The sequence below is a fragment of the Saccharomonospora xinjiangensis XJ-54 genome (assembly GCF_000258175.1).
In the GTDB taxonomy this organism is placed as follows: Bacteria; Actinomycetota; Actinomycetes; order Mycobacteriales; family Pseudonocardiaceae; genus Saccharomonospora; species Saccharomonospora xinjiangensis.
On record NZ_JH636049.1, the window covers coordinates 2,332,400 to 2,358,178 of the forward strand.

Genomic DNA, 25,779 nt, shown 5'->3' on the forward strand with positions numbered 1-25,779 from the left:
GTACTAAGTCAGTGACCCGCAGTTCTGGTGACCTCGGCGAGCTGGTCGGCGACCGAGGTGTCATTTCGACGGCAGAAACGCCACTTCCGCGAGCCGGGACTGCAACTCGGGTTCTTCTCCGGACAGAGTCTTGACCCACACGATCACGTACTCGCCGGGAACGGCTTCGTCTAGTTCGATCTTCGTGGTGCCTTCGGACAAGCGGGTCGAGGCGACGGTGCGAGTTTCTGCGAGCGAGGGCTGTGCCGAATCGGCGATGCGGATCTCGATCTCCGTTCCCGGGGTGTCGGAGAGGATGTGCACGCCGCCGAGTTCGATCGGCTCGTCGAAGGCCGCGATCAGCCCCACACCCGACTTGAAGGCGGGGAACTGCTGCCTGTACTTGTCGGTCTGCCACGCGGTGCTCTCGTCACCGTCCACGGCGTTGGAAGCCTCCGCCACGCCGTCACCCTCACCCTCGGGGTTGTACACAGCCACTTCGGAGGGATCGACGGCGTCACCGAGCGAGGCACCCTGATCACCGCCGTCACCGTTCGAGCTGTCACTCTGGCCACCCGGCTTCTTGGTCTCACTCTGCTCGGCGAGGTTCACGGGAGGGCCCGACGGCGGGTCGTCGCGGAAGAAACTGATGGCCATCATGCCGACCCACGCGAGCGCGGCCACAGCGGCGATGACGAGCGCGCTCACACCGAGCGCGAGTTTGCGCCTCCTCGCGGCGTCCTTGACCGGTTTCTTCGTGGTCCACACCGTGCCGTCGGGATCGACGTTCTCCGGCGGTTTGGGGGTGCGCTCTTCGGCGGAGGCGACCTTGTCGAGTACGCGGAGGATGGCGGCGCTGGTGCGGATACCGCCCTGCCCGCCGTCGGAGACCGTGCGCACCGCGAGCGCCGACATGTCACGCGGCACGCGCGGTTCGAGCACGTGCGGGGGAACGAGTTGCCCCTGCGGGTCCCTTGGTGCGGCGGGGATCGCAGGCGGTCCGCCTTGCAACGCCCACCTTCCGGTGAGCAGGAGGTACAGGACGGCGCCGAGCGCCTTCACGTCGTCGCGCAGGGTGGAGTCCGGCAGCGGGCCGGGGAAGGCGAGCCGCAGCCTGCCGTCAGGGGTGACCCGCAGCCGCTGGGGATGGTCGAGACCGAGCACGAGGCCCGAAAGGTGGGCGCGTTCCACCGGCTCGGCCAGTGCCTGCACCATCCTGGCCGCGGTGCTCGGCGGGATGCGCTTCTCGTTGACGAGGTCGATGAGGTCTGTGCCCTTGGTCCACTCGGACACGACGATGCCGAGCAGTCCTTCGCTCGACGAGATGCCGTTGCCGAGGGTCAGCACGTCGAGGACCTTGGCGACGCTGGGGTGGTTGAACTTCGCCGCGTGCGCCGCGCGTTCCAGCGTCCTCCTGCCCTGCCGGGCCGCCTCGACGTCGGCGGGGTCGCCGACCAGTATGGTCAGCGCGACATCCCTTCTGAGCTGCCCGTCGCGGGCCCTCCACAGGTGAGCGCCTCCGCGTTCGTCGATGCCGAACTGCGCGAGCAGGCGGTAACGGCCGTCGCCGACAACCCCTCCGGGTGCCAGCGATCCACCGTGTGTTCGGATGCCCACTCGGTCGCCCTCCCCCTGCCGCTTCGACTCACACAGCGCCTGTAACGAGGGTACGTGAACCGTTGAAGAGGCTGCGGGGCGTCCGTGCCGAGAGGGTTACCCGCGACGGACCAAAGCGGATATTCGGCGCGTGACGGGAGCAAGCTCTTCCACCTTCAGTGCGATCAGCACGCCGAACGACACCGCGATACCCACGACTCCCTGGAGAACGAGCGTCACCCACGCCTTACCGATGGGTCCCAACAGGTCGGGAACGACGAGAGCGACCAGTGCCGCGGCGAGGGCGCCGAGGCCACTCGCCACGACGGTGAACAGGATGACACCGAGCACCCGCCTGCTGCGGAGGTTGCCGAGCTTCACCCACAGCCACACCTGGCCCATGACGGCGCCGACCACGAAGACCAGCGAGTTCACCATCATCACGCCGAGCACCACGTTGACCGGGTCGAGGACGGCAGAAGCGAGGTAGAGCAGCGGAATCTTCACCGCCGTCATCACGCACATGATGAGCGTCGGCGTGCGGGAGTCCTTCATGGCGTAGAACACCCGCATCTGGAGCATCACGAGCGCGTAGGGAACGAGGCCGAACGCCGAGACGGCCAGCGCTTGACCGAGCCTTTCCGCGTCGTCCACCGAGCCCTTGCCGAGCGCGAAGAGCGCGACACCGATCGAAGGGCCTGCCACCGCCATGACGGCGGACACGGGCATCAGCATGATCGTGGTGATGCGTGAGCCGTACGACAGGTCGCCGACGAGCTTCCGATGATCGTTGTCGGCCGCGGCCCTGCTCATCTTGGGCATCAACGCGGTCAGCAGCGACACCCCGATGACGCCGTACGGCAGCTGGAACAGCAGCCAGGCGTTGGAGTAGATCGAGGGACCACCGGCGGCACCGCCCGTGAGCACGCGCGTGTTGACCACCATGCCGATCTGGCTCACGGCGACGTAGCCGAGAATCCAGGCGGCGAGCCCGCCGAACTCCTTGAGCCGATCGTCGATGCCGAACCGCCACTTGAACCGGAATCCGGAACGGCGCAGTGCGGGCACGAGGAACAGCGCCTGCGCCACCATCGCGGTCAGCACGCCGACGCCGAGCACGAGAACTTGAGGCTCGGTCATGCGGGTCGGGATGACGGTCGGGTCGCCCGGCACCAGCGCGAAGGCGCCGATGGTGGCGAAGATGACGAGGTTGTTGATCACCGGAGCCCACTGGGCTGGGCCGAAGATCTGCTTGGCGTTGAGGATGGCCGACAACACCGCGAAGAGCCCGTAGAACAGCAGGCCGGGCAGCAGCAGGTAGGCGAACCACGTCGCCAGCTGGGGGTTGGCCTGGCTGTCGCCGCTGTCGTCCATCAGCAGCCCGGTGAGCCACGGCGCCGCCGCGGTCGAGACCACGGTCCCGACACCCAGCACAGTGATGGACAGCGTCAGCAGCCGCTGGGTGTACGCCTCACCGCCGTCCTCGTCGTCCTGCGAGCGCACGAGCAGTGGCACGACCACGCTGGTGAGCACACCGCCGAGCAGCAGCTCGTTGATGATGAGCGGCAGTGTGTTGGCCACCGTGAACGAGTCGTAGAGCACTCCCAGCGTGGCCACCCACGCCAGCATCACCTTCCACGCGAAGCCGGTGATGCGGCTGGTCAGTGTGGCGATGGCCATGCGGCCACCGGCCTTCGCCAGCGAAGGCGCCTTCTGCTGATCGTCCTTCGGGCGGTCGAGCTGGACCTCGGGGAGCCGCTCGCCGATCGGTTCGGCGGAGATGCGCGGCATCATCCTGGTCGCGAGCTCGTCGTACGGCCGCAGCACGTCGGGGTCGGCCGCGGGCCAGCGCACGCCCGGCGGGATACCGCGTTCCCTCGGGATGAAGATCGTGCGTTCGCTGTCCCTCGGCGGTGGTGGCGGTTTCCTGTGCTTCGTCTCCTGCTGTCGTGCCTCCTGCCTCCACGGCCTTACCGGCTGCCTGCGCGGCTGTGGTGAACGGCCACGCCGGGGCGCCACGGGTGCGGGTCCGGAACCAGGGGCACCGGCGTGCGGCGGCGGGCCCGGCGGGTTCGGCGGGTTTGGCGGGTGGCCGCCGGGAGGGGCGTGTCCCGGCGCGGCAGGCGGCGGGCCCGGAGGCGGCGCGGGGTGACCCTGGACCGGGGCGTGCGGCGGCCCGCCTTGCGGGGAGCGTCCGGCAGGAACCGGAGGCACGGCGGCAGGCGGTGCCGGCGGCACGGGCGGGCCCTGCGGGTGGGGGCCTCCACTGCCCTGCGGCACCGGCGGCGGAGGCAGGTGCCGGGTGGGCGGCGGCTGCTGCGGGTGCGGTGGCTGCGGCGGCTGTTGTGGTTGCGGTGGTTGCGGTGGCCTGCCGGGAGGTGGTGGTGTGTCCCGCCACTCCGGTGGTGGCTGATACCTCGGCACCGGCCCGTTGTGCGGTGGTTGCGGCGCGGGTGGTCGAGGTGGCACGCGCGCCGAACGCGCGGGCCCGCCCCCACGCTCGGGCGGGTTGCCCGACTGTTCGTCCAACACGTGCCCTATCCGTCGGTGGTCTGCTTCGTCGATCCAGGGTAAACGGATTCGCGGCACGCCCTCAGCCGCGTTCCTCCCCCCGGGTCTTCACCCGACGGTATATCTGCCGTCCGGACAAAAACACCAGGGCTGCGCCTGCCGTGGCGGTCAACACGACGGTGAGCACGCCGAATTCGGTGGACATCAGTTCCATGCGGGCTGTGTGGCCCAGCGTGGTGCCGCCGGGGGTGGCCAGCGACACGTTCACCATGAACCGGCCCGACCGGAGCGTCTCGGCAGGGATGAAACGGCTGACCCTGCTGTTGGCCGCGAGCGGGGTGTCCTCGATCCTTGACGGCCGCAGCCCGGGGCTGTTGGTGAGCTTGATGCGAACGGTCACGGCCACCGGCAAGTCGTTGCTCAACGTCACAGGTAGCGGACTCGACCCCGATGCCAGCGACACCGGCTGGGACGGTGTCGTCACGGTGACCCTGCCGCTGAGCTGCCGCAACTGGCTCACGGCAGCCTCGGTGGCCTTCCGGCGGTCCTTCGCGTCGTCCCATGACGTCGATGTCGCCCTGATCACCGCGTTGTGCAAGGGCCTGAGCAGATTGACCGGTTCGTACTGCCGGGTCGGATCGACGGACATCGCGCCTTGGAGGTCGGCGATGGTGGACTCCACCTGGGACAGCGTCGCCAGCTGGTCGGCGTTGAGCGTGGCAGAGTCGCTCTCGCTCCACAGGCCGTCGGCGGGAGAGGCGTTGCCGCTCTGCGCTCCCTCCACCGATTCGGTTCCGAGCAGTTGGTGCAGAGGAGTCGGTCGAACGAGGTTGCCGCCGTGCAGCCGGGTGAGCGAATCGAGCATCGCGTCGAGTTCCTCGCGGGTGGCGTTCCAGTCGTGCGGGGGCGCCACAAGGACGGTGCCGCCCCCCGTCTCGTCGGAGAGCCCGCCCCGCAGCGCGATGGCGGCGATCGCATTCTGCGCGGCGACCCCCGGCTGTTCTCCCCTGCTCTTGTCACGCGCGGACGCGTAGCCGAACCCCGAGGCGACGAGGGAGTCGTAGGCGACGAGGCGGACGCCCTGCCCGCCGGACTGCGAGCCGGGATCGCCCTCCGCGCTCACACCTCCCGCTCCGGTGATCACGGTGGTGACGCCTGCGTCGGCGGCGGCCTTGACGGCGTGGTCGGTCAAGGTGCCACGCGGCCACAGCACACCAGGGCTCGGTTCGAGGTGCAGCAGGTCGAGGATCGTCGCGCCGTTGGTCACCGCCTCGCCCACAAGGTCGTGATCGGACTCGACGTCTCCGAGCACTCCGAGGTCGGCGTTGGCGAAGGGGAGCTCGATGACGCACTGGTTGGCCACGAGAGCGCGGAGGTCGTCGAGCCACCGCCGCGCGTTCTGCTCGCCCTTGCCCTCGACGGTTCCCGACCCCGTCCTGACGAGATAGCCCTTCGACATCGCGTTGACCGTTTCGAGCAGGTCGGGGTCCACCGCGTAGCACAGCGATCCGGCGAGGGTCGCGTCACCTCGCTTGCTCTCGGCTGCGGCGACCAGCGCGTGCAACCGCCCGCCCTCCGCGAGCTCCGCCGCGAGGCTGTCGTCGGCGAGAACGATTTTCCCGTCGTGAGGCGAGGCGACCACCTTCGGTTCGCGCGCCGCGATCGGCCACAACACCGACACGCTCGCAGGCGTGCCCCGACCGGAGTCGTCGAGCACGGGCAGCAACAGATCGACAGTGGCGAGCCGCGCCGCACCGCCGCCAGAGGGAGTGCCGTTGACGTTCAGCAGCAAGGGGTACACACCACGCTGGTTCAACCCGAGCGCCGACGGTGACGCTGTGACGACGAGCCTGGCGGACGCACCGGGCGCCAGCTTCCCCGGCACCCCTACCCATTCCGACCAGCCGGACTCCGATGGCGGCGGTTCGGCAAGCGTTTGCGCGAGCTGCGCCGCCGTTGACTGCCGCTGCCCTGCCTGAATCCGGCCGACGATGTCCGAAATGGGCCGGTCACCGACGTTGGTGACACTGGCGACGATCTCGACCTTGGTGGTGCCGGAGTCCACGATGCGCGGGGACAACTGGTGGACCCGCACCCTCAGAGGTGGCTGCGCGCCCGTGTCCTTGGCGTACGCGGCGGCCTGCCACGAGGAGCCCGGTGCGGCGAACAACGCCTGCCCGGTGAGGAACAGCAGTGCGAGGCCGAACGCGGCGAGTTTCCTCACGGCTTGCACTTCCCGTCCCACATCAACCCATCAGCTTTCATCGGTCCTTTGTCTTTCGAAGAACTCGCGGGCTCTGCGCACCAGCTTCCGTTCGTCCGCGTAGGCGAGCCTCGCGTCGAGCTCGGACAGCGGAACCCACGCGACCTCGGTCACCTCAACGTCCTCGTCGGAGAGTTCGCCGCCGTCGGCTTCGAGAATGAAGTGGTGGACGGTCTTGTGGACCCGGCGTCGCTCGGCGACGAACCAGTAGTCGATCGTCCCCAGCTCTCGCAGCACGTGCGCGGAAATGCCGGTCTCCTCCTTAACCTCGCGCACCGCTGTCTGCTCCGTGGTCTCGCCGTCCTCGATGTGTCCCTTCGGGAGGGACCACAGCAGTTTGCCGTGCCGGTCAAGTCTGCCGATCAACACCGCCTGCCGTCGCTGCGGGTCCACCACGAGACCGCCCGCCGACGTCTCGTTCACCGTGGTCAGCCGCGTTCGACGGCGGCGCCGGGACCGGCGTCCCGGTTTCGGGCCGCCGGAGCGACCGGCCGATCCAGGCATGCTGCGATGCTAGAGCAAACAGCACGTCGCCTACCCTGGCTTGGCGTATCCATCTCGATCCGGCCGTGTAGTAAGGGGACCCCTTGGGCAGTCAGACCTCGGTGAACGAGCGGAACAGCGAGGCATCCGCCGCGCGGCGGCTCACGGAGGCGAAGCGTAACGCCGTCGCCGAGCTGATGCGCGTCTCCCCGATCGCCGACGAGCTCGCCACCCGGTTCGCCGCAGCAGGCCACCGCCTCTATCTCGTGGGGGGAAGCGTCAGGGACGCGCTGCTCGGCCGTCTCTCCACCGATCTCGACTTCACCACAGACGCTCGTCCCGACCAGATCCAGCGTCTCGTGTCGGGCTGGGCCGACGCCGTGTGGGACACAGGTATCGAGTTCGGCACCGTCGGGGCGGCGAAGTCCGGAACGACGTGCGAGATCACGACGTTCCGTGCCGAGACCTACGACCGTGTCGGAAGGCACCCCGAGGTGGACTTCGGCGATTCCATCGAGGGCGACCTCGTTCGCCGTGACTTCACGGTCAACGCGATGGCGGTCGAGGTGGCGACGAAGACGTTCGTCGATCCACACGGAGGGTTGGAGGCGCTCGCGAGGAAGACCCTCGACACGCCCGCCACCCCCGAGGAGTCGTTCGCCGACGACCCGCTGAGGATGCTTCGCGCCGCACGGTTCGCCTCCCAGCTCGGCTTCGAGCCCGCGCCGAGGGTTGTGAAGGCCATGACCGACATGGCAGGTGAGATCCGGCGCATCACGGCGGAGCGGGTGCAGACCGAGGTGTCGAAGCTCATCGTCGGCAGTCATCCGCGCAAGGGCATCGAACTCGTCGTGGACACGGGGCTGGCCGAGTACGTGCTGCCCGAGGTGCCGGGGATGCGGCTCGCCATCGACGAGCACCACCAGCACAAGGACGTCTACCAGCACTCGTTGACCGTGCTGGAGCAGGCGATCGACCTTGAGGCGACCCACGAGCCGAAGCTGGAGCCCGATCTTGTGCTGCGGCTCGCGGCATTGCTTCACGACATCGGGAAGCCCGCGACCCGGCGGTTCGAGCCGGGTGGTGGTGTGAGCTTCCACCACCACGAGGTGGTCGGCGCGAAGATGGTGCGCAAGCGTTTGCGCGCCCTGCGGTACCCCAAGGACGTCATCAACGACGTGGCCCAGCTCGTGTTCCTGCACCTGCGCTTCCACGGCTACGGTCGCGGCGAGTGGACCGACTCCGCCGTGCGCAGGTACGTGACGGACGCGGGCCCGCTGCTGCCGAAGCTGCACAAGCTGGTGCGCGCCGACTGCACGACCCGCAACCGGCGCAAGGCAGCCGCTCTTCAACGCTCGTACGACGATCTCGAGGAGCGCATCGCCCGCATCGCCGAGGAGGAGGACCTCGCCAGGGTGCGGCCCGACCTCGACGGCAACGAGATCATGCGCATCCTCGGTCTCAAGCCGGGCCCGCTGGTGGGCAAGGCGTGGCAGCACCTCAAGGAGCTCCGGCTCGACAGGGGTCCGCTCAGTCACGACGAGGCCGTGGCAGAGCTGCACCGGTGGGCCGCGGACCAGGGCATCGGCGCCGCTTCGCCCGGCGAGCACACCGGCGCTTCCAGCGAGTAGACGCGGCCGCGTGGGGCGCGGGGACTACGCCAGTGGTTCCAGCGCCCCGCTCTCCACGTGCTGGCAGACGGAGCGGGGCAGCAGGTAACCCACGCCTCCCCCCGGCAATGTGCCCCACGGGCGGAGCACACCGCTGAGCACACCGATCGGCCGTGCCACGCGGTATCGGCGCCGGTCGGACTCCCTTTCGAAGGTCAGCGACGTCTGGGCGAACGGCGTGCCCTGCGGATGCACCAGATTGCCCGTGTCGCCGCCGTAACGATCGACCACGGTTCCCGCCGGAAGGGTGAGCAAACGCTTGCCACGGTAGAACGGCAGTGGCGGCTCCCCGCGTAACGGCAGGATCGGCCACTCGGTGGCACCTGCGACCGGGTCGTGGTTATCAGCGTCGGCGGTGGCGGGGAGGGACGGGGTGGACTTGGACGCCGCTTCCGGCCACGCCCTGCCGGGGAACAGCAGCAGCGCGCCGAGGAGTGCTTCGGCGGCACCCTGAACCCGGCTGAAGTAGCGAGGCTCCACCGGCTCGCCTTCGGCGTGCCGCGCGACCTCCCACCCCTGCGCGGTCCTGCGGAGACACCACACGCCGTCGGCCGCCTCGCCGATGCGGTAGGCGCTGTCGGGCACCCCGAGTTCGGCGAGGCGCTCGCGCACCATGCGAAGGATCTCCGAGGCCCTCAGCGCCCGCCCTGGCTCCTCGCCGCGACGGACGCGGCTCACTGGGTCGTGCTCCGCGCCGTCGAACGTCTGCGGCGGGCGGACGGCGCCGAGCACATCGGCCTCGGCGGCCGCCCTGACCTGCGGATCGACGTAGGGGACGGCGAACCCGGCAGCCTTGATGTGATCGAGCAGGTCGGGCTCGGGAGGCACGCCGTACTTGCGCAGGTAGTGCGGAACGGCGGCAGGCCAGATCCATGTGCCGTCGGTGTGGAAGGCGTCGGGCACGTTGGGAGGGCCAGGCACGAAGATGTCGGGCAGCGCGCCAGGTTTGGCCTGCACCACAGGCGCCCGGTAGAGGTAGTTCAGCAGGTCGCGCACCTGTTCCGGGGGAACGGGAGCCCGGTTGACCACCGGCTTCTCCCCCGGCGCGTGACCGTCAACCACTCTCGCGTGCCGGAACAGGACGTCGAGCGGAAGCCCAGCCCTCGCCGCGAGCCATCGCGGCACGTCCTTCCTCGGGAAGTACCGCAGTTCTACGTCGTAGCTCGCGGCGGTCCTCCGCCCCTCAGGGGCGAGCCGCCACGTCGGCTCGCCCAGCGAGTCGTAGTCGAAGTCGAAGTTCGCGGAGGAGTCGAGCGTGTAGGTGCCCTGGAACCAGGTGCCTTCCTCCGGCGTGTACATGGCCGAACGGAGCTGGCAGAAGAGCTGGCCCAGTTGAGGCGGGGCCGAGAGCGCCACCACGACGTCATCGGCGACGGCCCTGACCTCCAGTTCTGAGTAGTCGCCGATCTGCCGGAACTGCGCGGCCACCTGTTCCCAGCCCGCGGGAAGGAAGGACCGCAGCGTGCGCCCGACCGCCGCGAGCAGCACGTCCGCATCGCCGCTGCCCGGTTCGCTGCGGGGCGCGTCGCCGTCGGCGAAGTCGTGCCGCTCCTGCCAGAGTGCGCTCAGCGTCTCGGGGTCGTCGGTGGTGGTGCTGAAGCCGGTGAGTCCCAGTTCCGTCGCGAGGCCCTCGTCGGTGCCTGCCCAGCGCAGGGTGAGTTCGGCCTCGGCGGAGCGCGGTTCGATGCGGTACGGCTCGTCGTCGTAGAGGCAGTAGGTGTGCAGGGCGAAGGTGGCAGGCGCCTCGTCGGCCGACACCACCTTGGCCGGCCTGCCTTCGGACACGGCGTCGAAACCGTCCGGCGGCTCTTCGCCTTCCGGAACGACGAGCAGGACTGTGCCGTCGGCAGTGGAGCGGTTGGCGCGGAAGATCCGACCGTCCCACAGTGCGTACAACGCATCAGGTCGGTCGGCCACCTCGACTCTGTAGCGCACGGATTTCCCCCTCGATCGGTGTGTCCCCCATGAGTTCACATGTTTCTTACCGTGCCTGGGGGTCGCGGTGTGGCAGGGTGCCGCGGATGTGAGCAACGAGCCAGCTCGGCCTCAACCTATCGGGCTGGCCGAGCGATGGATGCCTGGCTCGAACTCCACGTCGTTGACCTCACCGTTCGGGCCGAGGTGACACTCACGAGGCCGTCGGCCGAGGTGACGGTGATCGGTGCCGTTGTGCCAGCCGTTGTCACGAGCGAGGAGCCTAACGCGTGCCCGGAATCGGTTGAGGCGGCGATACCGCACCGTCCGTGACGGCATGAGGTGGGATCATGGAGCGGTGAGTGCGGACGCCGAGGTGGAACCGGGAACGCTGCTGGTCGCTGCCCCCACGATGTTCGATCCCAACTTCCGCAGGACGGTCGTCTTCGTGATCGATCACCGGCCGGAAGGCACACTCGGCGTCGTGCTGAACCGGCCGAGCGAGGTCGCGGTTCACGAGGTTCTGCCGCACTGGGGCGACCACGTCGCGGAGCCGAGGTCGGTGTTCGTCGGCGGGCCGGTTGAGAAGAAGACGGCGTTGTGCCTGGCCACGCTGCGGACGGGCGAGACGGCGGCGACCGTGCCCGGCGTGATCGCGGTCCGGGGCCCTGTCGCGCTCGTCGATCTGGACTCGGATCCCGACGCGCTGGTCGCGAAGGTGCGAGGGCTGCGGGTGTTCGCGGGCTACGCGGGCTGGGATGCGGGCCAGCTCGCAGGCGAGATCGAGCGGGGAGACTGGCTCATCGTGCCCGCACTGCCAGGAGACGTCCTCGCGACGCCGGCCCGTGACCTGTGGGGTCAGGTCCTTCGCAGGCAGGGCCTTCCCACGGCTCTGCTCGCCACTCATCCCGGCGATCTCCAGCGCAACTGAGGGCTCCGTGCGACTGGTCCGGGGATCTCTGACAGCATTTACATAAGCACTGTTACAGTCCTGTCATGATTTCTCGTGACCCCACGGAGGACGAAGGCTTCTGGCGACCGCTGAGGCGGTTGCAGGAGGCTATGGACGACGAGATCGCGCGAATCTACGCCGAGCGTGGCGTCACCGTGCGGCCCCGGCACACCATGCCGCTGATCAAGCTCGGCAGGCGCGGCCCGATGACCATCAGGGAACTCGCCGCCGCCGTCGAGGTGACCCACTCGGCCATGAGCCAGACGGTCGCCGTCCTGCGGCGCGACGGGCTGGTGACGACGAGGCAGGGTTCCGACGCGCGGACGAAGGTCGTGGAGCTGACCGAAGCCGCGCGGGAACTGCTGCCGTTCCTCGAAGCCGAATGGCTGGCCACCGAGGAGGCCGTGGCCGAACTCGACGCGGAGCTGCCGCACTCGCTGGCCCGCGCCGTCCGCGACATGGAAGAGGCTCTGCGCACGCGATCGTTCCGCGACCGGGTCGCCGAGCGGCTCGCCCGCATCGAGGCGGAACGGTGAGCCTGCTCGCGGGTTTCCTCGACGCACGGCCGCTGCGCGGCAGCGCCGCGTTCCGTCGGTTGCTGGTGAGTTCGTCGTTCTCGACGATCGGTCACCAGCTCGCGGTGGTGGCCGTGCTCGCGCAGGTGTGGGACCTGACGGCGAACCCCGTCGCGGTGGGTGTGGTCGGTCTCGCGCAGGCGGTGCCCATGGTGGTGTGCGGGCTGGTCGGTGGAGTGCTCGCCGATGTGCTCGACCGTCGCAAGCTCGTCCTGGTAACCACCGCGGTGCAGGCGCTCGCGGCCGCGGGCATGGCGGTGCAGGCGCTCGCTGAGGTGTCCTCACTCGCTCTCGTGCTCGCCCTGGTGGCGACGCAGTTCGCCTTCGCGGGGCTCGGCTCGGCCGCCCGCAAGACCTTCGTCGTGACCCTGCTGCCGGAAGGGCAGGTGAGCGCGGGACTCGCGTGGACGAACCTCAGCTTCCAGGTGGCCATGCTGGCGGGTCCGGCTCTCGGCGGCGTCGTGACGTCGGCGTGGGGCGTCGGCGCCTGCTACGCGGCCGACGCCGCGACGCTGCTCGTGGCCGCGTACGGGGTCCTTCGCCTTCCGCCCATGCGCCGGGCCGCGTCCAAGGAGCGGCAGGGGCCGAGATCGATCGTCGTGGGGCTGGCGTTCGTCGTCCGATCGCCCGTCGTCGCGGGAGCGCTGCTCACCGACGTGTTCGCCACGGTGCTCGCCATGCCCATCGCGCTGTTTCCCGCGATCAACGACGAGCGCTTCGCAGGCGACCCCGCCACGCTCGGTCTCTTCCTCTCCGCCATCGCGGTCGGCGGAACGGCGGCGGGGCTTCTTTCCGGCTCCTTCACGCGGCTTCGCCGCCTCGGGGTCGTGCAGCTCGTGGCGGCGATGGTGTGGGCTGCCGCGCTCACGACGTTCGGGCTGGCCCAACCCCTGTGGCTGGCGCTGGTCCTGCTGGCGGTGGCCGGTGCCGCCGACACGGTCTCGGTGATCACGCGTGGGGCGCTCGTGCAGCTCGCGACGCCGGACTCGCATCGCGGAAGGGTGAGCGGGGTCGAGAACGTGATCGGCATCGCGGGTCCCGACCTTGGCAACTTCCGCGCCGGTGCCGTCGCGGGTTTCACCTCGCCCGGTTTCGCGGCGGCCTCGGGCGGGTTGCTGTGTCTCGTCTGCCTCGGCGTGCTGGCTCTGGGCAACGCGCCGCTGCGGCGGTTCACCACCGGCGTGCGGCAGCCCGAGGCGGTGGGGTGATCAGAGAACGGCGGACCGGACGGCGGGCTCAGCGAAGGGCGCCGCAGCCACCGCCACCGCAGGCACAACCACCGCAGCCCGCAGGTTCGACAGGCGCGGGGATCAGGGTCGCCGCACGGTGGCCGAGGACGCCGCCGCCAGCGACGAGGACGAACACGGCCACGACGCCGAAGGTGGCGGCGAGCACCGCGCCGAGTGTGCTCGGCATGGCCAGCGTGGCGGCACCGGCCAGCACCCCGACGGCGCCGGCGACCATCGTCGGGAGGCCGGCGACGCGGTTGGCGACGCGGAACGCCTCGTCGCTGCGCATGGTCGCCTCGGTCCGCACTCCCGCGCCGCGTGAGCGGGGAAGCTTCTCCTGCCAGCCGAGGAAGCCGCCCCAGCCGACCAGGACGCCGAGCAGTGCGGGAATCAGCGCGAGCACGAACACGCTCGTGAGGATACTGGCCCCGCGCCCCATCACGACGACCGCCGGACGTGCTGTTGCCCACGACGGGGCCTTCGCACCGCCCTCGCCTTGGGACCTTCGGGGAAAGCGGTGTGCGGGGCGGCTACCATAAGAGGTGATGACGACGGCACGCTCGCTCCTTAGCTGGCCGCGCTGACCGGTTGACCGGGTCGGCGCGGCGAACCCCTCACGCCTTCGGGCTTGGGGGGTTGCGTTGTCTTTGGAGGCGGGTCCACAGGAGGGTCGCGATGACGGACGGCACCGAGGCGACGACGCCGGCGCACCGCTACACGGCGGAGTTGGCGGAGCGCATCGAGAAGCGCTGGCAGGACTACTGGACCGAGCACGGCACCTACCACGCACCCAACCCCGTGGGCGCGCTCGCCGAGGACTCGCCTGTGCCGTCGGACAAGCTCTTCGTGCAGGACATGTTCCCGTACCCGTCGGGGGCAGGTCTGCACGTCGGCCACCCGCTCGGCTTCATCGGCACCGACGTGTTCGCCCGCTACAACCGCATGGTCGGCCGCAACGTGCTGCACACGATGGGCTTCGACGCGTTCGGGCTGCCCGCCGAGCAGTACGCCGTGCAGACGGGAACGCACCCGCGCACCACCACCGAGGCGAACATCGAGCGGTACCTCGCGCAGATCCGCAGGCTGGGCCTCGGGCACGACGAGCGTCGCCGCATCGCGACCACCGACGTCGAGTACTACCGCTGGACGCAGTGGATCTTCCTCCAGATCTTCAACTCCTACTACGACACCGAGCAGGACAAGGCACGGCCTATCTCGGAGTTGGAGAAGGCGTTCGAGGAGGGGAGGAAAGCCACCCCTGACGGAAGGCCGTGGAGCGAGCTGTCGCGCAAGGAGCAGCGCGAGATCATCGACTCCCACCGGCTCGTTTACCTCTCCGAGGCGCCGGTGAACTGGGCGCCCGGACTCGGCACCGTGGTGGCGAACGAGGAGGTCACGGCGGACGGCCGCACCGAGCGCGGCAACTTCCCCGTGTTCCGGCGCAACCTGCGCCAGTGGATGATGCGCATCACCGCGTACGCCGACCGGCTGATCGACGACCTCGACCGGCTCGACTGGCCCGAGAAGATCAAGACGATGCAGCGCAACTGGATCGGCCGCTCGCGGGGCGCGAACGTCCGGTTCAGCGCGGGTGAGCACACGATCGAGGTGTTCACCACCCGGCCGGACACCCTGTTCGGCACCACGTACATGGTGCTCGCCCCGGAACACCCGCTCGTGGACGAGCTGGTGCCCGGTGAATGGCCCGGCGACGTCGATGAGCGTTGGACCGGCGGAGCCGCCACCCCGGCCGAGGCCGTCTCTGAGTACCGGCGCGAGACGTCCCGCAAGTCCGAGCTGGACAGGCAGGAGAGCAAGGACAAGACCGGTGTCTTCACCGGCGCGTTCGCGACGAACCCGGCGAACGGCAAGCAGATCCCCGTTTTCATCGCCGACTACGTGCTGATGGGTTACGGAACCGGCGCGATCATGGCCGTGCCCGCGCAGGACCAGCGCGACTGGGACTTCGCGACGAAGTTCGGGCTGGACATCGTCCGTACGGTGCAGCCGGGCGAGGGCTTCGACGGTGAGGCGTTCACCGGCGACGGCCCTGCTGTGAACTCCGCCAACGACGAGATCAGCCTGAACGGGCTCGGTGTTGACGACGCCAAGCGGGCGATCATCGAATGGCTGGAGCGCAAGGGGTACGGCGAGGGAACGGTCCAGTACAAGCTGCGCGACTGGCTGTTCGCCCGCCAGCGCTACTGGGGTGAACCGTTCCCCGTCGTCTACGACTCCGACGGCACGCCGATCGCGTTGCCGGAGGACCAGCTTCCCGTCGTGCTTCCTGAGGTGGACGACTACTCACCGAAGACGTTCGACCCGGAGGACGCCGAGGCCGAGCCGGAGCCGCCGCTCGCGAGGGCGACCGACTGGGTCGAGGTCACCCTCGACCTCGGCGACGGCCCGAAGACGTACCGCCGCGACACCAACGTGATGCCGCAGTGGGCGGGTTCGTGCTGGTACCAGCTGCGATACATCGATCCGCTCGACGAAGAACGCTTCGTTGACCCCGCCAACGAGCGTTACTGGATGGGCCCTCGCCCCGAAGAACACGGCCCAGGCGACCCGGGTGGTCTCGACCTGTACATCGGCGGTGTCGAGCACGGCGTGCTGCACCTGCTCTACTCGCGGTTCTGGCACAAGGTGCTCTACGACCTCGGTCACGTGTCGTCGGAGGAGCCGTACCGCAGGCTGTACAACCAGGGCTACATCCAGGCGTACGCCTACACCGACTCCCGTGGTGTCTACGTCCCCGCCGACGAGGTCACCGAACGCGACGGCAGGTTCTTCCACAACGGGGAGGAGGTCCGTCAGGAGTACGGCAAGATGGGCAAGAGCCTGAAGAACGTCGTTACTCCCGACGAGATCGCTGAGAACTACGGCGCCGACACCTTCCGCTTCTACGAGATGGCGATGGGCCCTCTCGACGTGTCGCGGCCGTGGGCCACGAAGGACGTCGTCGGCGCGCAGCGTTTCCTCCAGCGACTGTGGCGGCTCGTGGTGGATGAGAACACCGGCGAGGTCCGGGTTGACGACACCGAGCTGTCCGACGACGACCTGCGGCAGCTGCACCGCGCCATCGCGGGAGTCAGGGAGGACTACGCCAACCTGCGGTTCAACACAGCGGGCGCGAAGCTGATCGAGCTGAACAACCACGTCACGAAGAAGTACGGTTCGGCCAAGGCGACGCCGCGTGGGCTGGCCGAACCGCTCGTGCTGATGCTCGCGCCGCTGTGCCCGCACGTGGCTGAGGAGCTGTGGAGCAGGCTCGGCCACGAGGACACGCTGGTTCACGGGCCGTTCCCTGTGCCGGACGAGAAGTACCTCGTTGACGAGCAGGTCGAGTATCCGATCCAGGTGAACGGCAAGGTCCGTTCGCGGGTGTCGGTGCCTGCCGACGCGGACCAGGACGCGGTGAAGAAGGCCGCTCTTGCCGACGAGAAGATCGTGGCACTCCTCGGCGGCGCGGAACCGCGCAAGGTCATCGTGGTGCCGAATCGCCTGGTGAACGTGGTGAAGTAGCAGGGCCCGGGCGCCGCCGGCACCGATCACTCGGGGGGCTACGTGACCGATGCCGGCGACCCGATGCCCGATGCTCCCTCGCAGGAGCCCGGACACACCCCGCACGGTGGCGGTGGTGCCAGTGAAGAACTCCTCGTGGCGGTGTTGTGACGCACCGGCACGAAGTTCACCCTATCGAGTGAGCCTTGCGAGCTCTCGCCTACCTGTCGTTCCGACGGGTGTGAAAGTTACAGAGATCCTTTAGGTCGGCACAAGCCGAAACGCGGTCCGTGTCCGCACTTTCTGTACCCGTGTCCGCACTTCCTGCACTCGTGTCCGCACCTCTTGTACGTGTGTGTGCACTTCCTGCACGCGAGCTCGTACGGGAAGTGCAGACACCTGTGCACAGCTTGCGGACACGATGTGCGGGGGCTCGACGCGATGGTGACCTTCCGTGGCACTCTTGCTGATGTGACCGCACAGGTGCTCGTCGTGGGTTCGGCCAACGCCGACCTCGTGGTGGCCGCCGATCGCCGTCCCCAAGGCGGGCAGACGGTGCTCGGTGGTGACACGGAGGTGCTTCCGGGAGGCAAGGGCGCCAACACAGCGGTCGCGGCAGGCAAGCTCGGTGCCGACGTCGCTCTGCTCTGTGCTGTCGGCGACGACGCGAACGGCACGCTCCTGCTGGATTCCCTCCGCTCCTCGGGTGTGCGCACCGACCTCGTTCGCGTGGTGCCGAAGCCGACCGGCCTCGCGTTCATCACGGTGACGCCCGATGGCGAGAACTCGATCCTGGTCTCGCCCGGCGCCAACCACGCGCTGCGCCCCGACGACGTCGCGGGCTGCCTTCCCGGGCCCGAGGTCGTGGTCGTGTCGATGGAGGTCCCCCTCGACACCGTCGAGTACGCCGTCAACGCGGCTGCGGCGGCGGGGACGACGACGATCCTCAACCTCTCCCCCGTCGCAGCCGTGCCCGCGCCCACGCTCGCGGTCGTTGACGTGCTGGTCGTCAATCAGCACGAGGCGGCCTGGCTGCTCGGGCGTGCCGAGGACTCGGCCGTGACGACCTCCGAGTTACCGGCTCTGCTCGAACTGGGCCCCCGCGCCGCCGTGGTGACCTCCGGTGCGAGGGGCGCGGTCGTCGTCGAGGCCGGCGGGCTCACAGAGATACCCTCGCCCAGTGTCGATGTCGTTGACACGACCGGAGCAGGCGATGCCTTCGCCGGGGCACTGGCCACCGCCCTCGCCCAAGGGTCGGCGCTCGCCGACGCGGTCGAGGACGCCGTGAGGGTCGCGGCGCTCTCGGTGACCCGCCGGGGTGCCCAGCCGTCCTATCCCACCGTCGCCGAACTGAGGTGAGCCGGAATGCGTGAACCGCAGCTGTCCGGGGTCGGGGTCAGCCCCGGCCGCGCGAGCGGCCCCGTCGTCAAGGTCACCGAGTCGATCGAGGAGCCGGCGAGCACGCCCGCCCCTGACGACCCGCACGCGGAGGCCGCCCGTGTCGCACCGGCGGCGCAGGCTGTGGCCGCTCGGCTCGAAGCCACGGCCGCCGCGGCGACCGGCGACGCGGCGATGATCCTCACCACCACGGCGGCGATGGCGGCCGACCCAGCGCTGGTGAGCCAGGCAGAACAGCTCGTGACGGCGCAACGCATCCCAGCGGCGAGAGCGGTGTACGAGGCGGCGAACGGCTTCGCGACGGCACTGGCCTCGGCAGGCGGGTACATGGCCGAGCGGGTGCGCGACATCCACGACGTGCGCGACCGCATCATCGCGGAGTTGCTCGGCATCGAACCGCCCGGTGTGCCGACGCTGGAGCGCCCCAGCGTGCTCGTCGCCCGCGATCTCGCCCCTGCCGACACCGCCGCGCTGGACCCGGACAAGGTGCTCGCCCTCGTCACGGAGGAGGGCGGCCCCACCAGCCACACCGCCATCCTCGCGCGTTCGCTGCGCATACCCGCCGTGGTGGCGGTCAGGGGCGCGCTCGCGATGGAGGCCGAGGCCGTCGCCGTTGACGGTGTCACCGGTGAGGTGAAGGCCGTCGATCGCGATGCGCCGGTCGTCTCGGCGACGGAGTCCGCGCGAGCCGAGTGGGACGGCGTCGGGTCCACATCGGACGGTCGCAGGGTCAAGGTGCTCGCCAACGTCGGCGCGCCTGCCGACGCGCTGACAGCGGCGGAGGCCGGTGCCGAGGGCATCGGTCTCTTCCGTACCGAGTTCTGCTACCTCGACGTCGATGTCGAACTCGCCGTCGCCGACCAGAAGGCCGCCTACTCGGCGGTGCTCGGCCCGTTCGCGGGTAAACCGGTCATCGTGCGCACGCTCGACGCGGGCGCGGACAAGCCACTGCTGTTCCTGGCGCAGGAGGACGAACCCAACCCGGCACTCGGCGTGCGTGGCATCCGGGTGTCGTTCGAGCGCACAGGCGTGCTCGACCGGCAGCTCGAAGCCATCGCCGGTGCGGCGGAAGAATCGGGCGCCGATGTCTCCGTGATGGCGCCGATGGTGGCCACAGCGGAGGAGGCGGCGTGGTTCGCCGACCGGGCCAGGGCTTCGGGCCTCTCGCGGGTGGGAGTGATGATCGAGGTGCCTTCGGCGGCGCTGACCGCGCGTGAGGTCCTTGACGCCGTCGATTTCGTGTCACTCGGAACCAACGACCTCGCGCAGTACACGTTCGCCGCCGACCGTCAGCTCGGTGCGGTGGCGACGTTGAACGACCCGTGGCAGCCAGCGCTGCTGCGTCTTGTCGCGCTCGTCGGCGAGGCGGCGAAAGAGAAGGGCAAGCCTGCTGGGGTGTGTGGCGAGGCCGCGGCCGATCCCCTGCTCGCGCGGGTGCTGACCGGGCTCGGCATCACGAGCCTTTCCATGAACGCGGGCGCGGTGCGCGCGGTGGGCGCCAGCCTCGCGGCGGTCACCTTCGCCGACTGTGAGCGTGCCGCAGCCGCCGCGGTCGCGGCACCGACAGCGAGGGCCGCGCGCGCCGCCGTCGCCGAGATCGGGTGACCGGTCACGGACGCCGGCGCGGCCATGCCGACAACGAGTCACGCGCCGACCGGGTGACTCGTTGTCGCCTAGGAGAACAGGCCCTTGCGGGGGTGGCGCACACTGAGCGACCCGCCGTGCAGTTTGCCGGTCACGAGGTAGCGCGGGGAACCCGAATCGCCCTTGCTCTTGTCGCTCACCGACGACCACTTGAGGTCGTGCAGTTCGTTGAGGCTGACACCTGCGTGATCGGGGACGACGATGGTCACGCCGCCCCATTTGACGTCGAGTTCGATCCGCACGACGTCACTCGTCACCTGGGCCTCGCTGAAGTCGAGCCGGGTGTCGGCGTACCGGTTGCGCACCAGCAAGTGCGGCGGCACGACCCAGCGGCCCTTGCGAACCACCGCGGAGCCGTGCGCGCGAATGACGAGCGGTTTGCCCGCCGCGTACGAACCGGGCGCGAATGCGGCGTCTCCCTCCCACCCCGCCCTGCCCCCGGATGCCATGGCGGCTTCGGGATGAACCAGCCCAGGCAGGTCGATGAGCACCTTGTTCAGCTCGCCCCTGGTCCGCGCGGCGTAGGCGACGTCGGCTCGCTCGCTGAACTCGTCGAGGTCGAGCATGCCCCTGCCGATGGCCGCCTTCAGCAGTTCGACGACATGTTCCCGCTCGGAGTCGGACACCCGCAGTCCGCGCAACCGGCGCTGCTCCTCGGTGATCTCTTCACCGGCGTCCCGCTCGTCCTTGTCGTCGCTCACGCAGTCGATGCTAGAGAGCACACGGCCTCGCGAGATCCGGGAGAACCCTGAGACTTGCCCGGAGTGTTCACCCGTCCCTGTCGAGTCCGTGCTCGATGGCGTAGCGGGCAAGCTCGACGCGGTTGTGCAGCTGGAGTTTCCGGAGCGTGGACTGCACGTGGTTCTCGACGGTGCGATGCGAGATCACCAGCCGATCGGCGATCTGCTTCGCCGTGAGTCCCTTGGCGACGAGGCGCAGCACGTCCGTCTCGCGTTCGGTGAGCCTCGGTGGGGGATCCCCCGCGGTGGGTGCGTCGGCCATGCGGCGGTACTCGCCGAGCACCATGCCTGCCAGCCCCGCAGTGAACACCGGATCGCCCTCGGACGTCCGGCGTACGGCGTCCACCAGCTCGGCCACGGAGGCCGACTTGACGAGATATCCGGAGGCTCCGGCCTTGACGGCCTGGAGCACGTCGTCGTGCTCACCGCTTGCCGAGAGCACCAGCACCCTGGTGTCCGGGAGCTCGCCGGTGATGGCCCTCGTCGCATCGACACCGGAGGTGCCGCCGAGATTGATGTCCATGAGAACGACGTCGGGGCGCACGGCGCGGGCGATCCGGGTGGCCGCGTCGGCGTCGGGGGCGGTGGCCTTGACATCGAAGCCGTGTTCGGCGAGATCCCTGGCCACCCCGTCGCGCCAGATCGGATGGTCGTCAACGATCATGACGGAGACGGTCATCGCGCTTTCCTTCCCTGCCGCGGCCTCGGAACTCGAAGTTCCCATTCGGTGCCTTCATCAGGTGCGGTGACGAGAGTGCAGGTTCCCCCGAGTTCAGTGACCCGCCCCCTGATCGACTTCGCCACGCCGAGATGTCCCTCCGCCAGGGCACGTTCGAGCCTGCCCTGCGGTATGCCGGGACCGTCGTCCCTGATCGTCAACACGATCTCCTCCCCCAGGTCTTCGAGCAGGACCCAGGCCTTCGCCGACGGCCCCGCATGTTTGTCTACGTTGGACAGTGCTTCTCTTGTGGCGGCCACGAGTTCGGTGACGGCGTCCGAGGGCAGTCGCACCTCTCCCGCCGGTGCCGCGATCTGTACCCGCGAGGTGGAGAGGAGTTGAAGCGCCGAACGCAGGTCCGCCGTGTCGTTGTCGGAGGTGCCTGGCGGTTCCGTCGTGACGAGTGCCCGCAGCGCGATCTCCTGCTCTCCCGCGAGCCTGGCGAGTTCGGCGGCTTCCCCGCCCAGTTCGGAGCCTCTCCTCCGAACCCGGGCCAGCACCTGCAACACGCTGTCGTGGATGGATCTGGCGAGCCGTTCGCGCTCGGCTGTCGCCGCCTCGGTACGCATGGCTCGTGCCAGCGCGGCCTGCGACCTTCGCGCGGTTGCCGCCGCTACTCCGATCAGAAGACCGCTCGCCGTCAGCAGGACGCCGTCGCGCGCCACGTCAAGGTTGATCTCCATCCTGGCCACTGCCGTGCTGACGGCCATGGCAAGCCCTGCCACGACGCCGCCGACCCCGCCGAACCGAGCACCTGCCGCCACCGGTGGTACCGCCGCCCACACCGTGGTCACCAGCGGCGCGAGTTCCGCGTACTGAACGTCCGACAGCACGAAGGGCGAGGTCAGCATGATGCCGCAGGTGACGAGCACGTCCGCGACCACGAGCAGCGGGACACGGCCTCCCGGCCGCAGGTAGCCGAGAGTGGTGACCACGGTCCAGATAGCCATGCAGCCGAACGCCGTCCACGCGAGCCAGGGCCGGACGTAGCCGTCGAGATGCACGAGGAGGGCGCCGAGTGCGAAGAAGAGGGTCACCCAGCGCAGCACGACGGCGCCGTACCACAGCGGTGTCGCCGGGTCCCGCAGTGATGGTGACGCGGTCATGCTCTGTCAGGCTCCCGGTGTCCAGGCTCCGCATCCGCCCTGGGTTCGCCGTCGCCGGAGTCGTCGCGGCCGGAGTTGCCGCCGGAGTCGTCGCGCCGCTCGCCGCTGGTTGCGGTGTCCCAGACGATCCCCTTGTTCGGATCGTCGGTGCCGAGCACATCGACGGCGTCAGGGTGCGGATCACGTTCGTGCAGCAGCGACTTGATGCCTGAGTTGAGGACGGCGAGCAGGGGCACCGAGAGCAGGGCACCCGGGATTCCTCCCGCCGTCATGCCTGCCGTGATGGCGAGGATGACGGCCAGCGGGTGCAGGCGCACGGCCCGCCCCAGAAGCAGTGGTTGGAGTACGTGGCTTTCGAGCTGCATCACGCCGACGACGATGGCGAGGACGATGAGGGCTGTGACGAAACCGTTGGTGACCAGTGCCACCAGCACGGCGACGGCGCCGGTGACGACAGCGCCGACGATCGGGATGAACGCGCCGAGGAACACCAGCGTTGCCAGCGGGAACACCAGCGGAACACCGACGATCCACAACCCGATGCCGATGCCGACACCGTCAACGACGGCGACCCCTGCCGTCGCCCGCACGTAGCTCACGAGCGAGGCGAAACCCCTGCGGCCTGCCGTGTCGAAGCGGTCGCGCACAGGCTCGGGCACCCCGCTCATGAGGAAGCCCCAGATCTCGCCTCCGTTCACGAGGAAGAAGATCAGGACGAACAGGGTCAGCAGGAAGCCGGTGAGGATCTCCCCGACGGTGCCTGCCGTGGTGAGCGCGCTGTCCGCGATGGATGCCTGGTTCTGCTGGATGAACTCCACCGCGTTGTTGACGAAGTCCACGATCTGCGTCTCACGCAGGTGCAGTGGCCCGTTGATGAGCCAGTCCTTCACCTGGTCGAGGCTTCGGTTCAGTTGTTCCTGGAGTTCGGGAAGACCTGCGGTGAACTCGACGATCACGAACGTCAGCAGGCCACCGACCGCGCCGAGTCCGCCGATCAGCACCACGGCCGCGGCGAGCGGTCTCGGCATCCGCAGGTCCGTCAGTTGCTGAACGGCGGGCGCGAGCAGCGCCGCGAGCAGCAACGCGATCGCCACCGGCACCACCACGAAAGAGAGGTAACCGACGATCCACACGACCACGTAGAGGGCCGCCACGACGACGAGGAACCGCCACGACAGGGCCGCGCTCACCCGAAGCCCCTTGGGCACCCAGCCGATGACGTCCGCTTCCTCGGACAGTTTCGGCACCTTACGACTCGTGCGGCCGTGACGTCCCCCGTGTTCCGACTCGCTCACGAGGCAACCGTATCGGGTCTTTCGCAGGTGATGGCCCCGGACTCGCTGCCTTCCCGCACGTGGCCGTCAGTCGAGTTGCACCGAGCGTTTGGCCAGTCCGAACCAGTAGCCGTCGATCACCGTGCGGGGTGAGGGACCGGTGTCCTGCGCGCCGAGTGCCACGAACAGCGGCGCGAAGTGCTCGGTGCGTGGATGTGCCAGCGAGGCGGCAGGTGCCTTGTTGGCGAAGTCGAGTACGGCGTCGATGTCACCGGCGGCGAGCGTCTCGGCACCCCAGTGGTCGAACTCGGCCGACCACTGGGGCGGCGGCCCGTCCGGTTGGCCGCGCATCGCGCTCAGGTTGTGGGTGAAGAAGCCGCTGCCGATCACGAGAACCCCCTCGTCGCGCAGGGGCGCGAGCTTGCGCCCGAGTTCGAACAGCTTGGCGGGGTCGAGCGAGGGCATGGACATCTGGAGCACCGGGATGTCGGCGGCGGGGAACATCTCGACGAGCGGCACGTAGGCGCCGTGGTCGAGGCCGCGGGCCGGGTCGCGGTGCACCGGCGTCGATGTGGTGCGCAGCAGGCGCTCGACCGTGTCGGCGAGTTCGGGAGCGCCGGGCGCCGGATAGGTCACCCGGTAGTACCGCTCGGGGAAGCCCCAGAAGTCGTACACCAGCGGCACCGTGGTCGTGGCGCCGATGGTCAGCGGGGCCTCCTCCCAGTGCGCGGACACGACGAGGATCGCCTTCGGGCGGTGAAGGTTCGCGGACCAGCGGGCCAGCTCCCCTGTCCAGACGGGGTCGTCGGCGAGTGGGGGTGCGCCGTGGCTGAGATACAGAACCGGCATGCGATCGGTCATCGAGGACTCCAGGAAATTGAATTTTCAACCAAAGTCTACCGTCGCGCGAGGCTTGTCCGCCAGCAGCGCTCCGCGCCTACCATGAGTCGTGGTCGGGAATCTCCTGATCTATCTCGGCGTCGTGGTGGCCCCGACGCTGGTGTTCTCCGTGGTTCTGTCGCTGCCGCGCCTGCTCACGGCGGTCCGGCGCCGGAGATCACGACGGTCTCCGGAGCCGACCCACCCTCCCGTCGAACGACTGGCGGCGGACCTGCGCCGCCTCCGCAGGGCACTCGCCTGTTTCGGCCCGGGAACACCCGTCGTCCGGCGCAGGGCCGCCACCGCTGCCTACGACGCCCTGCTCGCGCAGACGTGCGAGTCCGTCGGTGTCGCCCAGCGTCTCGACGAGGTCGCCGAGGGCATCGAGCGGGACATCGAGCGTCTGCGCGTGGAGCAGGCACTGTGTGACGCGGGAATCGTGCTCTCGTGAGGCGCCTCAGATGATCCCTGCCGTGGTCGCCCCGAGTTTCCCGGCTGGCGACGACACCTGGGGGATGGCCGTGTCCCGAGAACAGCCATCCGCCGGCAATCCGCGCGGCCGCGCATTCAGCGCTCGGCTCGGGCGGTCCTGTTGTCGTACTTCCTCACCGCGAATTCGTACGCGCCGGCCAGCAGCGGACGCACCGTGTCGAACGTCGAGGCACTCGGGTTCACCACGCCCACCCAGTACTGCGATGCGTAGAACGGATGTGGCATCAGGACGTCCCTCGCCGTGTAGTCCGCGTCGGTGACGAGCACTCCGTCCTCGTCCCGTTCGGTCGGCGCTGGGCCGAACCGCTCGACGTAGCTGGCCTTGGTGAGGCCGATGTTGAGGCGGTACGCGCCGTCGGCGTCCAGCCGGGACACGGCCTCGTGGTGATCACCAGTCACGACGGTGGCGAACGGCAGGGTGCGAGCGATATCGACGTCGCCGCCCGGCCCGTAGAAGCAGAACGTGTCACCGTCGTGTTCGACAACGTGGACCCCGTCGAACGACTCGGCGATGTGACGCACGACCGACTCGGCGGTTACGGGAGCCACGGGAGTTACGGGAGCCACGGAATTCACGACAAAGTCCCTTCGAACAGCGATTTTCCTGCACTTCAAGTGTGTCATTGAACTGCTTATTGGGACTTTTTCTCAGAGAGCTGGGGTCTTGGCGTGCAACCCTCAAATGGGCGAGAGGTGTCGCTGTTTCGGTGCCGGGCACCGCACGCGGGCATGCGGAAGGCAGGACTCCGAAGGCCCCGTCGCGGTCAGTGGCAGGCCGGTGCAGGCGCCGGTCCCGGTTTCGACGCAGGCCGACCCTGCGGGCTACAGGCCAGGCACGGCGATGTCCCCGCA

General features: G+C 69.2%; 20 protein-coding genes. 8 read left to right on the forward strand and 12 right to left on the reverse strand.

Annotated features, from left to right (window positions below; translation table 11 throughout):
- Positions 1 to 60: 60 nt before the first annotated feature.
- The 4 genes from SACXIDRAFT_RS10205 to SACXIDRAFT_RS10220 form a co-directional block, all read right to left on the reverse strand.
- Complete coding sequence (locus SACXIDRAFT_RS10205; RefSeq protein ID WP_006238479.1) at positions 61 to 1,596, reverse strand: protein kinase family protein; 1,536 nt, start codon at positions 1,594 to 1,596, stop codon at positions 61 to 63.
- Positions 1,597 to 1,692: 96 nt separating this feature from the next.
- Entirely contained in the window at positions 1,693 to 3,594 is a 1,902-nt protein-coding gene (gene murJ / locus SACXIDRAFT_RS10210) for a murein biosynthesis integral membrane protein MurJ (protein ID WP_006238480.1), read from the reverse strand.
- 574 nt (positions 3,595 to 4,168) lie between these two features.
- Positions 4,169 to 6,310, reverse strand: a complete 2,142-nt coding sequence (locus SACXIDRAFT_RS10215) for a DUF6049 family protein (protein ID WP_040922581.1) — start codon at positions 6,308 to 6,310, stop codon at positions 4,169 to 4,171.
- Between the two features lie 30 nt (positions 6,311 to 6,340).
- Entirely contained in the window at positions 6,341 to 6,853 is a 513-nt protein-coding gene (locus tag SACXIDRAFT_RS10220; RefSeq protein ID WP_006238482.1) for an NUDIX hydrolase, read from the reverse strand.
- Positions 6,854 to 6,936: 83 nt separating this feature from the next.
- Here SACXIDRAFT_RS10220 and SACXIDRAFT_RS10225 point away from each other — a divergent pair, with 83 nt between their 5' ends.
- Complete coding sequence (locus tag SACXIDRAFT_RS10225; RefSeq protein ID WP_006238483.1) at positions 6,937 to 8,463, forward strand: CCA tRNA nucleotidyltransferase; 1,527 nt, start codon at positions 6,937 to 6,939, stop codon at positions 8,461 to 8,463.
- Between the two features lie 24 nt (positions 8,464 to 8,487).
- Here SACXIDRAFT_RS10225 and SACXIDRAFT_RS10230 read toward each other — a convergent pair whose 3' ends face one another.
- The gene (locus tag SACXIDRAFT_RS10230; protein WP_006238484.1) at positions 8,488 to 10,437 is read right to left on the reverse strand and encodes a TNT domain-containing protein; all 1,950 of its coding nucleotides are present in this window, start codon (positions 10,435 to 10,437) and stop codon (positions 8,488 to 8,490) included.
- 316 nt (positions 10,438 to 10,753) lie between these two features.
- Between SACXIDRAFT_RS10230 and SACXIDRAFT_RS10235 the strand changes: the two genes are divergently transcribed.
- The 3 genes from SACXIDRAFT_RS10235 (at position 10,754) to SACXIDRAFT_RS10245 (ending at position 13,151) form a co-directional block, all read left to right on the forward strand.
- Entirely contained in the window at positions 10,754 to 11,347 is a 594-nt protein-coding gene (locus SACXIDRAFT_RS10235; RefSeq protein WP_040922120.1) for a YqgE/AlgH family protein, read from the forward strand.
- A gap of 65 nt (positions 11,348 to 11,412) precedes the next feature.
- Positions 11,413 to 11,904 (forward strand): MarR family winged helix-turn-helix transcriptional regulator, encoded by a 492-nt coding sequence (locus tag SACXIDRAFT_RS10240; protein ID WP_006238486.1) that lies wholly within the window; start codon positions 11,413 to 11,415, stop codon positions 11,902 to 11,904.
- Positions 11,901 to 13,151: an MFS transporter gene (locus SACXIDRAFT_RS10245; protein ID WP_006238487.1), complete on the forward strand. Its 1,251-nt coding sequence runs from the start codon at positions 11,901 to 11,903 to the stop codon at positions 13,149 to 13,151. Before SACXIDRAFT_RS10240 ends, SACXIDRAFT_RS10245 begins: the two co-directional genes overlap by 4 nt.
- 28 nt (positions 13,152 to 13,179) lie before the next feature.
- On the opposite strand, the gene SACXIDRAFT_RS10250 is transcribed toward SACXIDRAFT_RS10245, so the two are convergent.
- Positions 13,180 to 13,581, reverse strand: coding sequence for an SdpI family protein (locus tag SACXIDRAFT_RS10250; RefSeq protein WP_040922582.1), 402 nt, complete (start codon positions 13,579 to 13,581; stop codon positions 13,180 to 13,182).
- Between the two features lie 266 nt (positions 13,582 to 13,847).
- Between SACXIDRAFT_RS10250 and leuS the strand changes: the two genes are divergently transcribed.
- The 3 genes from leuS to ptsP all read left to right on the forward strand — a co-directional run bounded on the left by leuS (position 13,848) and on the right by ptsP (position 19,679).
- Positions 13,848 to 16,697: a leucine--tRNA ligase gene (gene leuS, locus SACXIDRAFT_RS10255; protein ID WP_006238489.1), complete on the forward strand. Its 2,850-nt coding sequence runs from the start codon at positions 13,848 to 13,850 to the stop codon at positions 16,695 to 16,697.
- A gap of 450 nt (positions 16,698 to 17,147) precedes the next feature.
- A complete protein-coding gene (locus SACXIDRAFT_RS10260; protein ID WP_040922583.1) occupies positions 17,148 to 18,035 on the forward strand; it encodes a ribokinase in 888 nt (295 codons plus the stop codon).
- Between the two features lie 6 nt (positions 18,036 to 18,041).
- Positions 18,042 to 19,679 (forward strand): phosphoenolpyruvate--protein phosphotransferase, encoded by a 1,638-nt coding sequence (ptsP, locus tag SACXIDRAFT_RS10265; RefSeq protein WP_006238491.1) that lies wholly within the window; start codon positions 18,042 to 18,044, stop codon positions 19,677 to 19,679.
- 68 nt (positions 19,680 to 19,747) lie between these two features.
- Here the strand turns inward: ptsP and SACXIDRAFT_RS10270 are convergent, their stop codons facing one another.
- The 5 genes from SACXIDRAFT_RS10270 to SACXIDRAFT_RS10290 all read right to left on the reverse strand — a co-directional run bounded on the left by SACXIDRAFT_RS10270 (position 19,748) and on the right by SACXIDRAFT_RS10290 (position 24,417).
- Positions 19,748 to 20,419: a DUF1707 SHOCT-like domain-containing protein gene (locus SACXIDRAFT_RS10270; RefSeq protein ID WP_198284313.1), complete on the reverse strand. Its 672-nt coding sequence runs from the start codon at positions 20,417 to 20,419 to the stop codon at positions 19,748 to 19,750.
- Between the two features lie 67 nt (positions 20,420 to 20,486).
- The gene (locus SACXIDRAFT_RS10275; RefSeq protein ID WP_006238493.1) at positions 20,487 to 21,137 is read right to left on the reverse strand and encodes a response regulator; all 651 of its coding nucleotides are present in this window, start codon (positions 21,135 to 21,137) and stop codon (positions 20,487 to 20,489) included.
- The gene (gene macS, locus SACXIDRAFT_RS10280; RefSeq protein WP_006238494.1) at positions 21,134 to 22,282 is read right to left on the reverse strand and encodes a MacS family sensor histidine kinase; all 1,149 of its coding nucleotides are present in this window, start codon (positions 22,280 to 22,282) and stop codon (positions 21,134 to 21,136) included. Before macS ends, SACXIDRAFT_RS10275 begins: the two co-directional genes overlap by 4 nt.
- Positions 22,279 to 23,577 (reverse strand): AI-2E family transporter, encoded by a 1,299-nt coding sequence (locus tag SACXIDRAFT_RS10285; RefSeq protein ID WP_408640378.1) that lies wholly within the window; start codon positions 23,575 to 23,577, stop codon positions 22,279 to 22,281. Before SACXIDRAFT_RS10285 ends, macS begins: the two co-directional genes overlap by 4 nt.
- A 66-nt stretch (positions 23,578 to 23,643) precedes the next feature.
- A complete protein-coding gene (locus SACXIDRAFT_RS10290) occupies positions 23,644 to 24,417 on the reverse strand; it encodes a dioxygenase family protein (RefSeq protein WP_006238496.1) in 774 nt (257 codons plus the stop codon).
- 88 nt (positions 24,418 to 24,505) lie between these two features.
- Between SACXIDRAFT_RS10290 and SACXIDRAFT_RS10295 the strand changes: the two genes are divergently transcribed.
- Positions 24,506 to 24,886, forward strand: coding sequence for a hypothetical protein (locus SACXIDRAFT_RS10295; protein ID WP_006238497.1), 381 nt, complete (start codon positions 24,506 to 24,508; stop codon positions 24,884 to 24,886).
- A 116-nt stretch (positions 24,887 to 25,002) separates the two neighbouring features.
- Here the strand turns inward: SACXIDRAFT_RS10295 and SACXIDRAFT_RS10300 are convergent, their stop codons facing one another.
- Complete coding sequence (locus tag SACXIDRAFT_RS10300) at positions 25,003 to 25,476, reverse strand: DUF6194 family protein (RefSeq protein ID WP_040922121.1); 474 nt, start codon at positions 25,474 to 25,476, stop codon at positions 25,003 to 25,005.
- Positions 25,477 to 25,779: the final 303 nt, after the last annotated feature.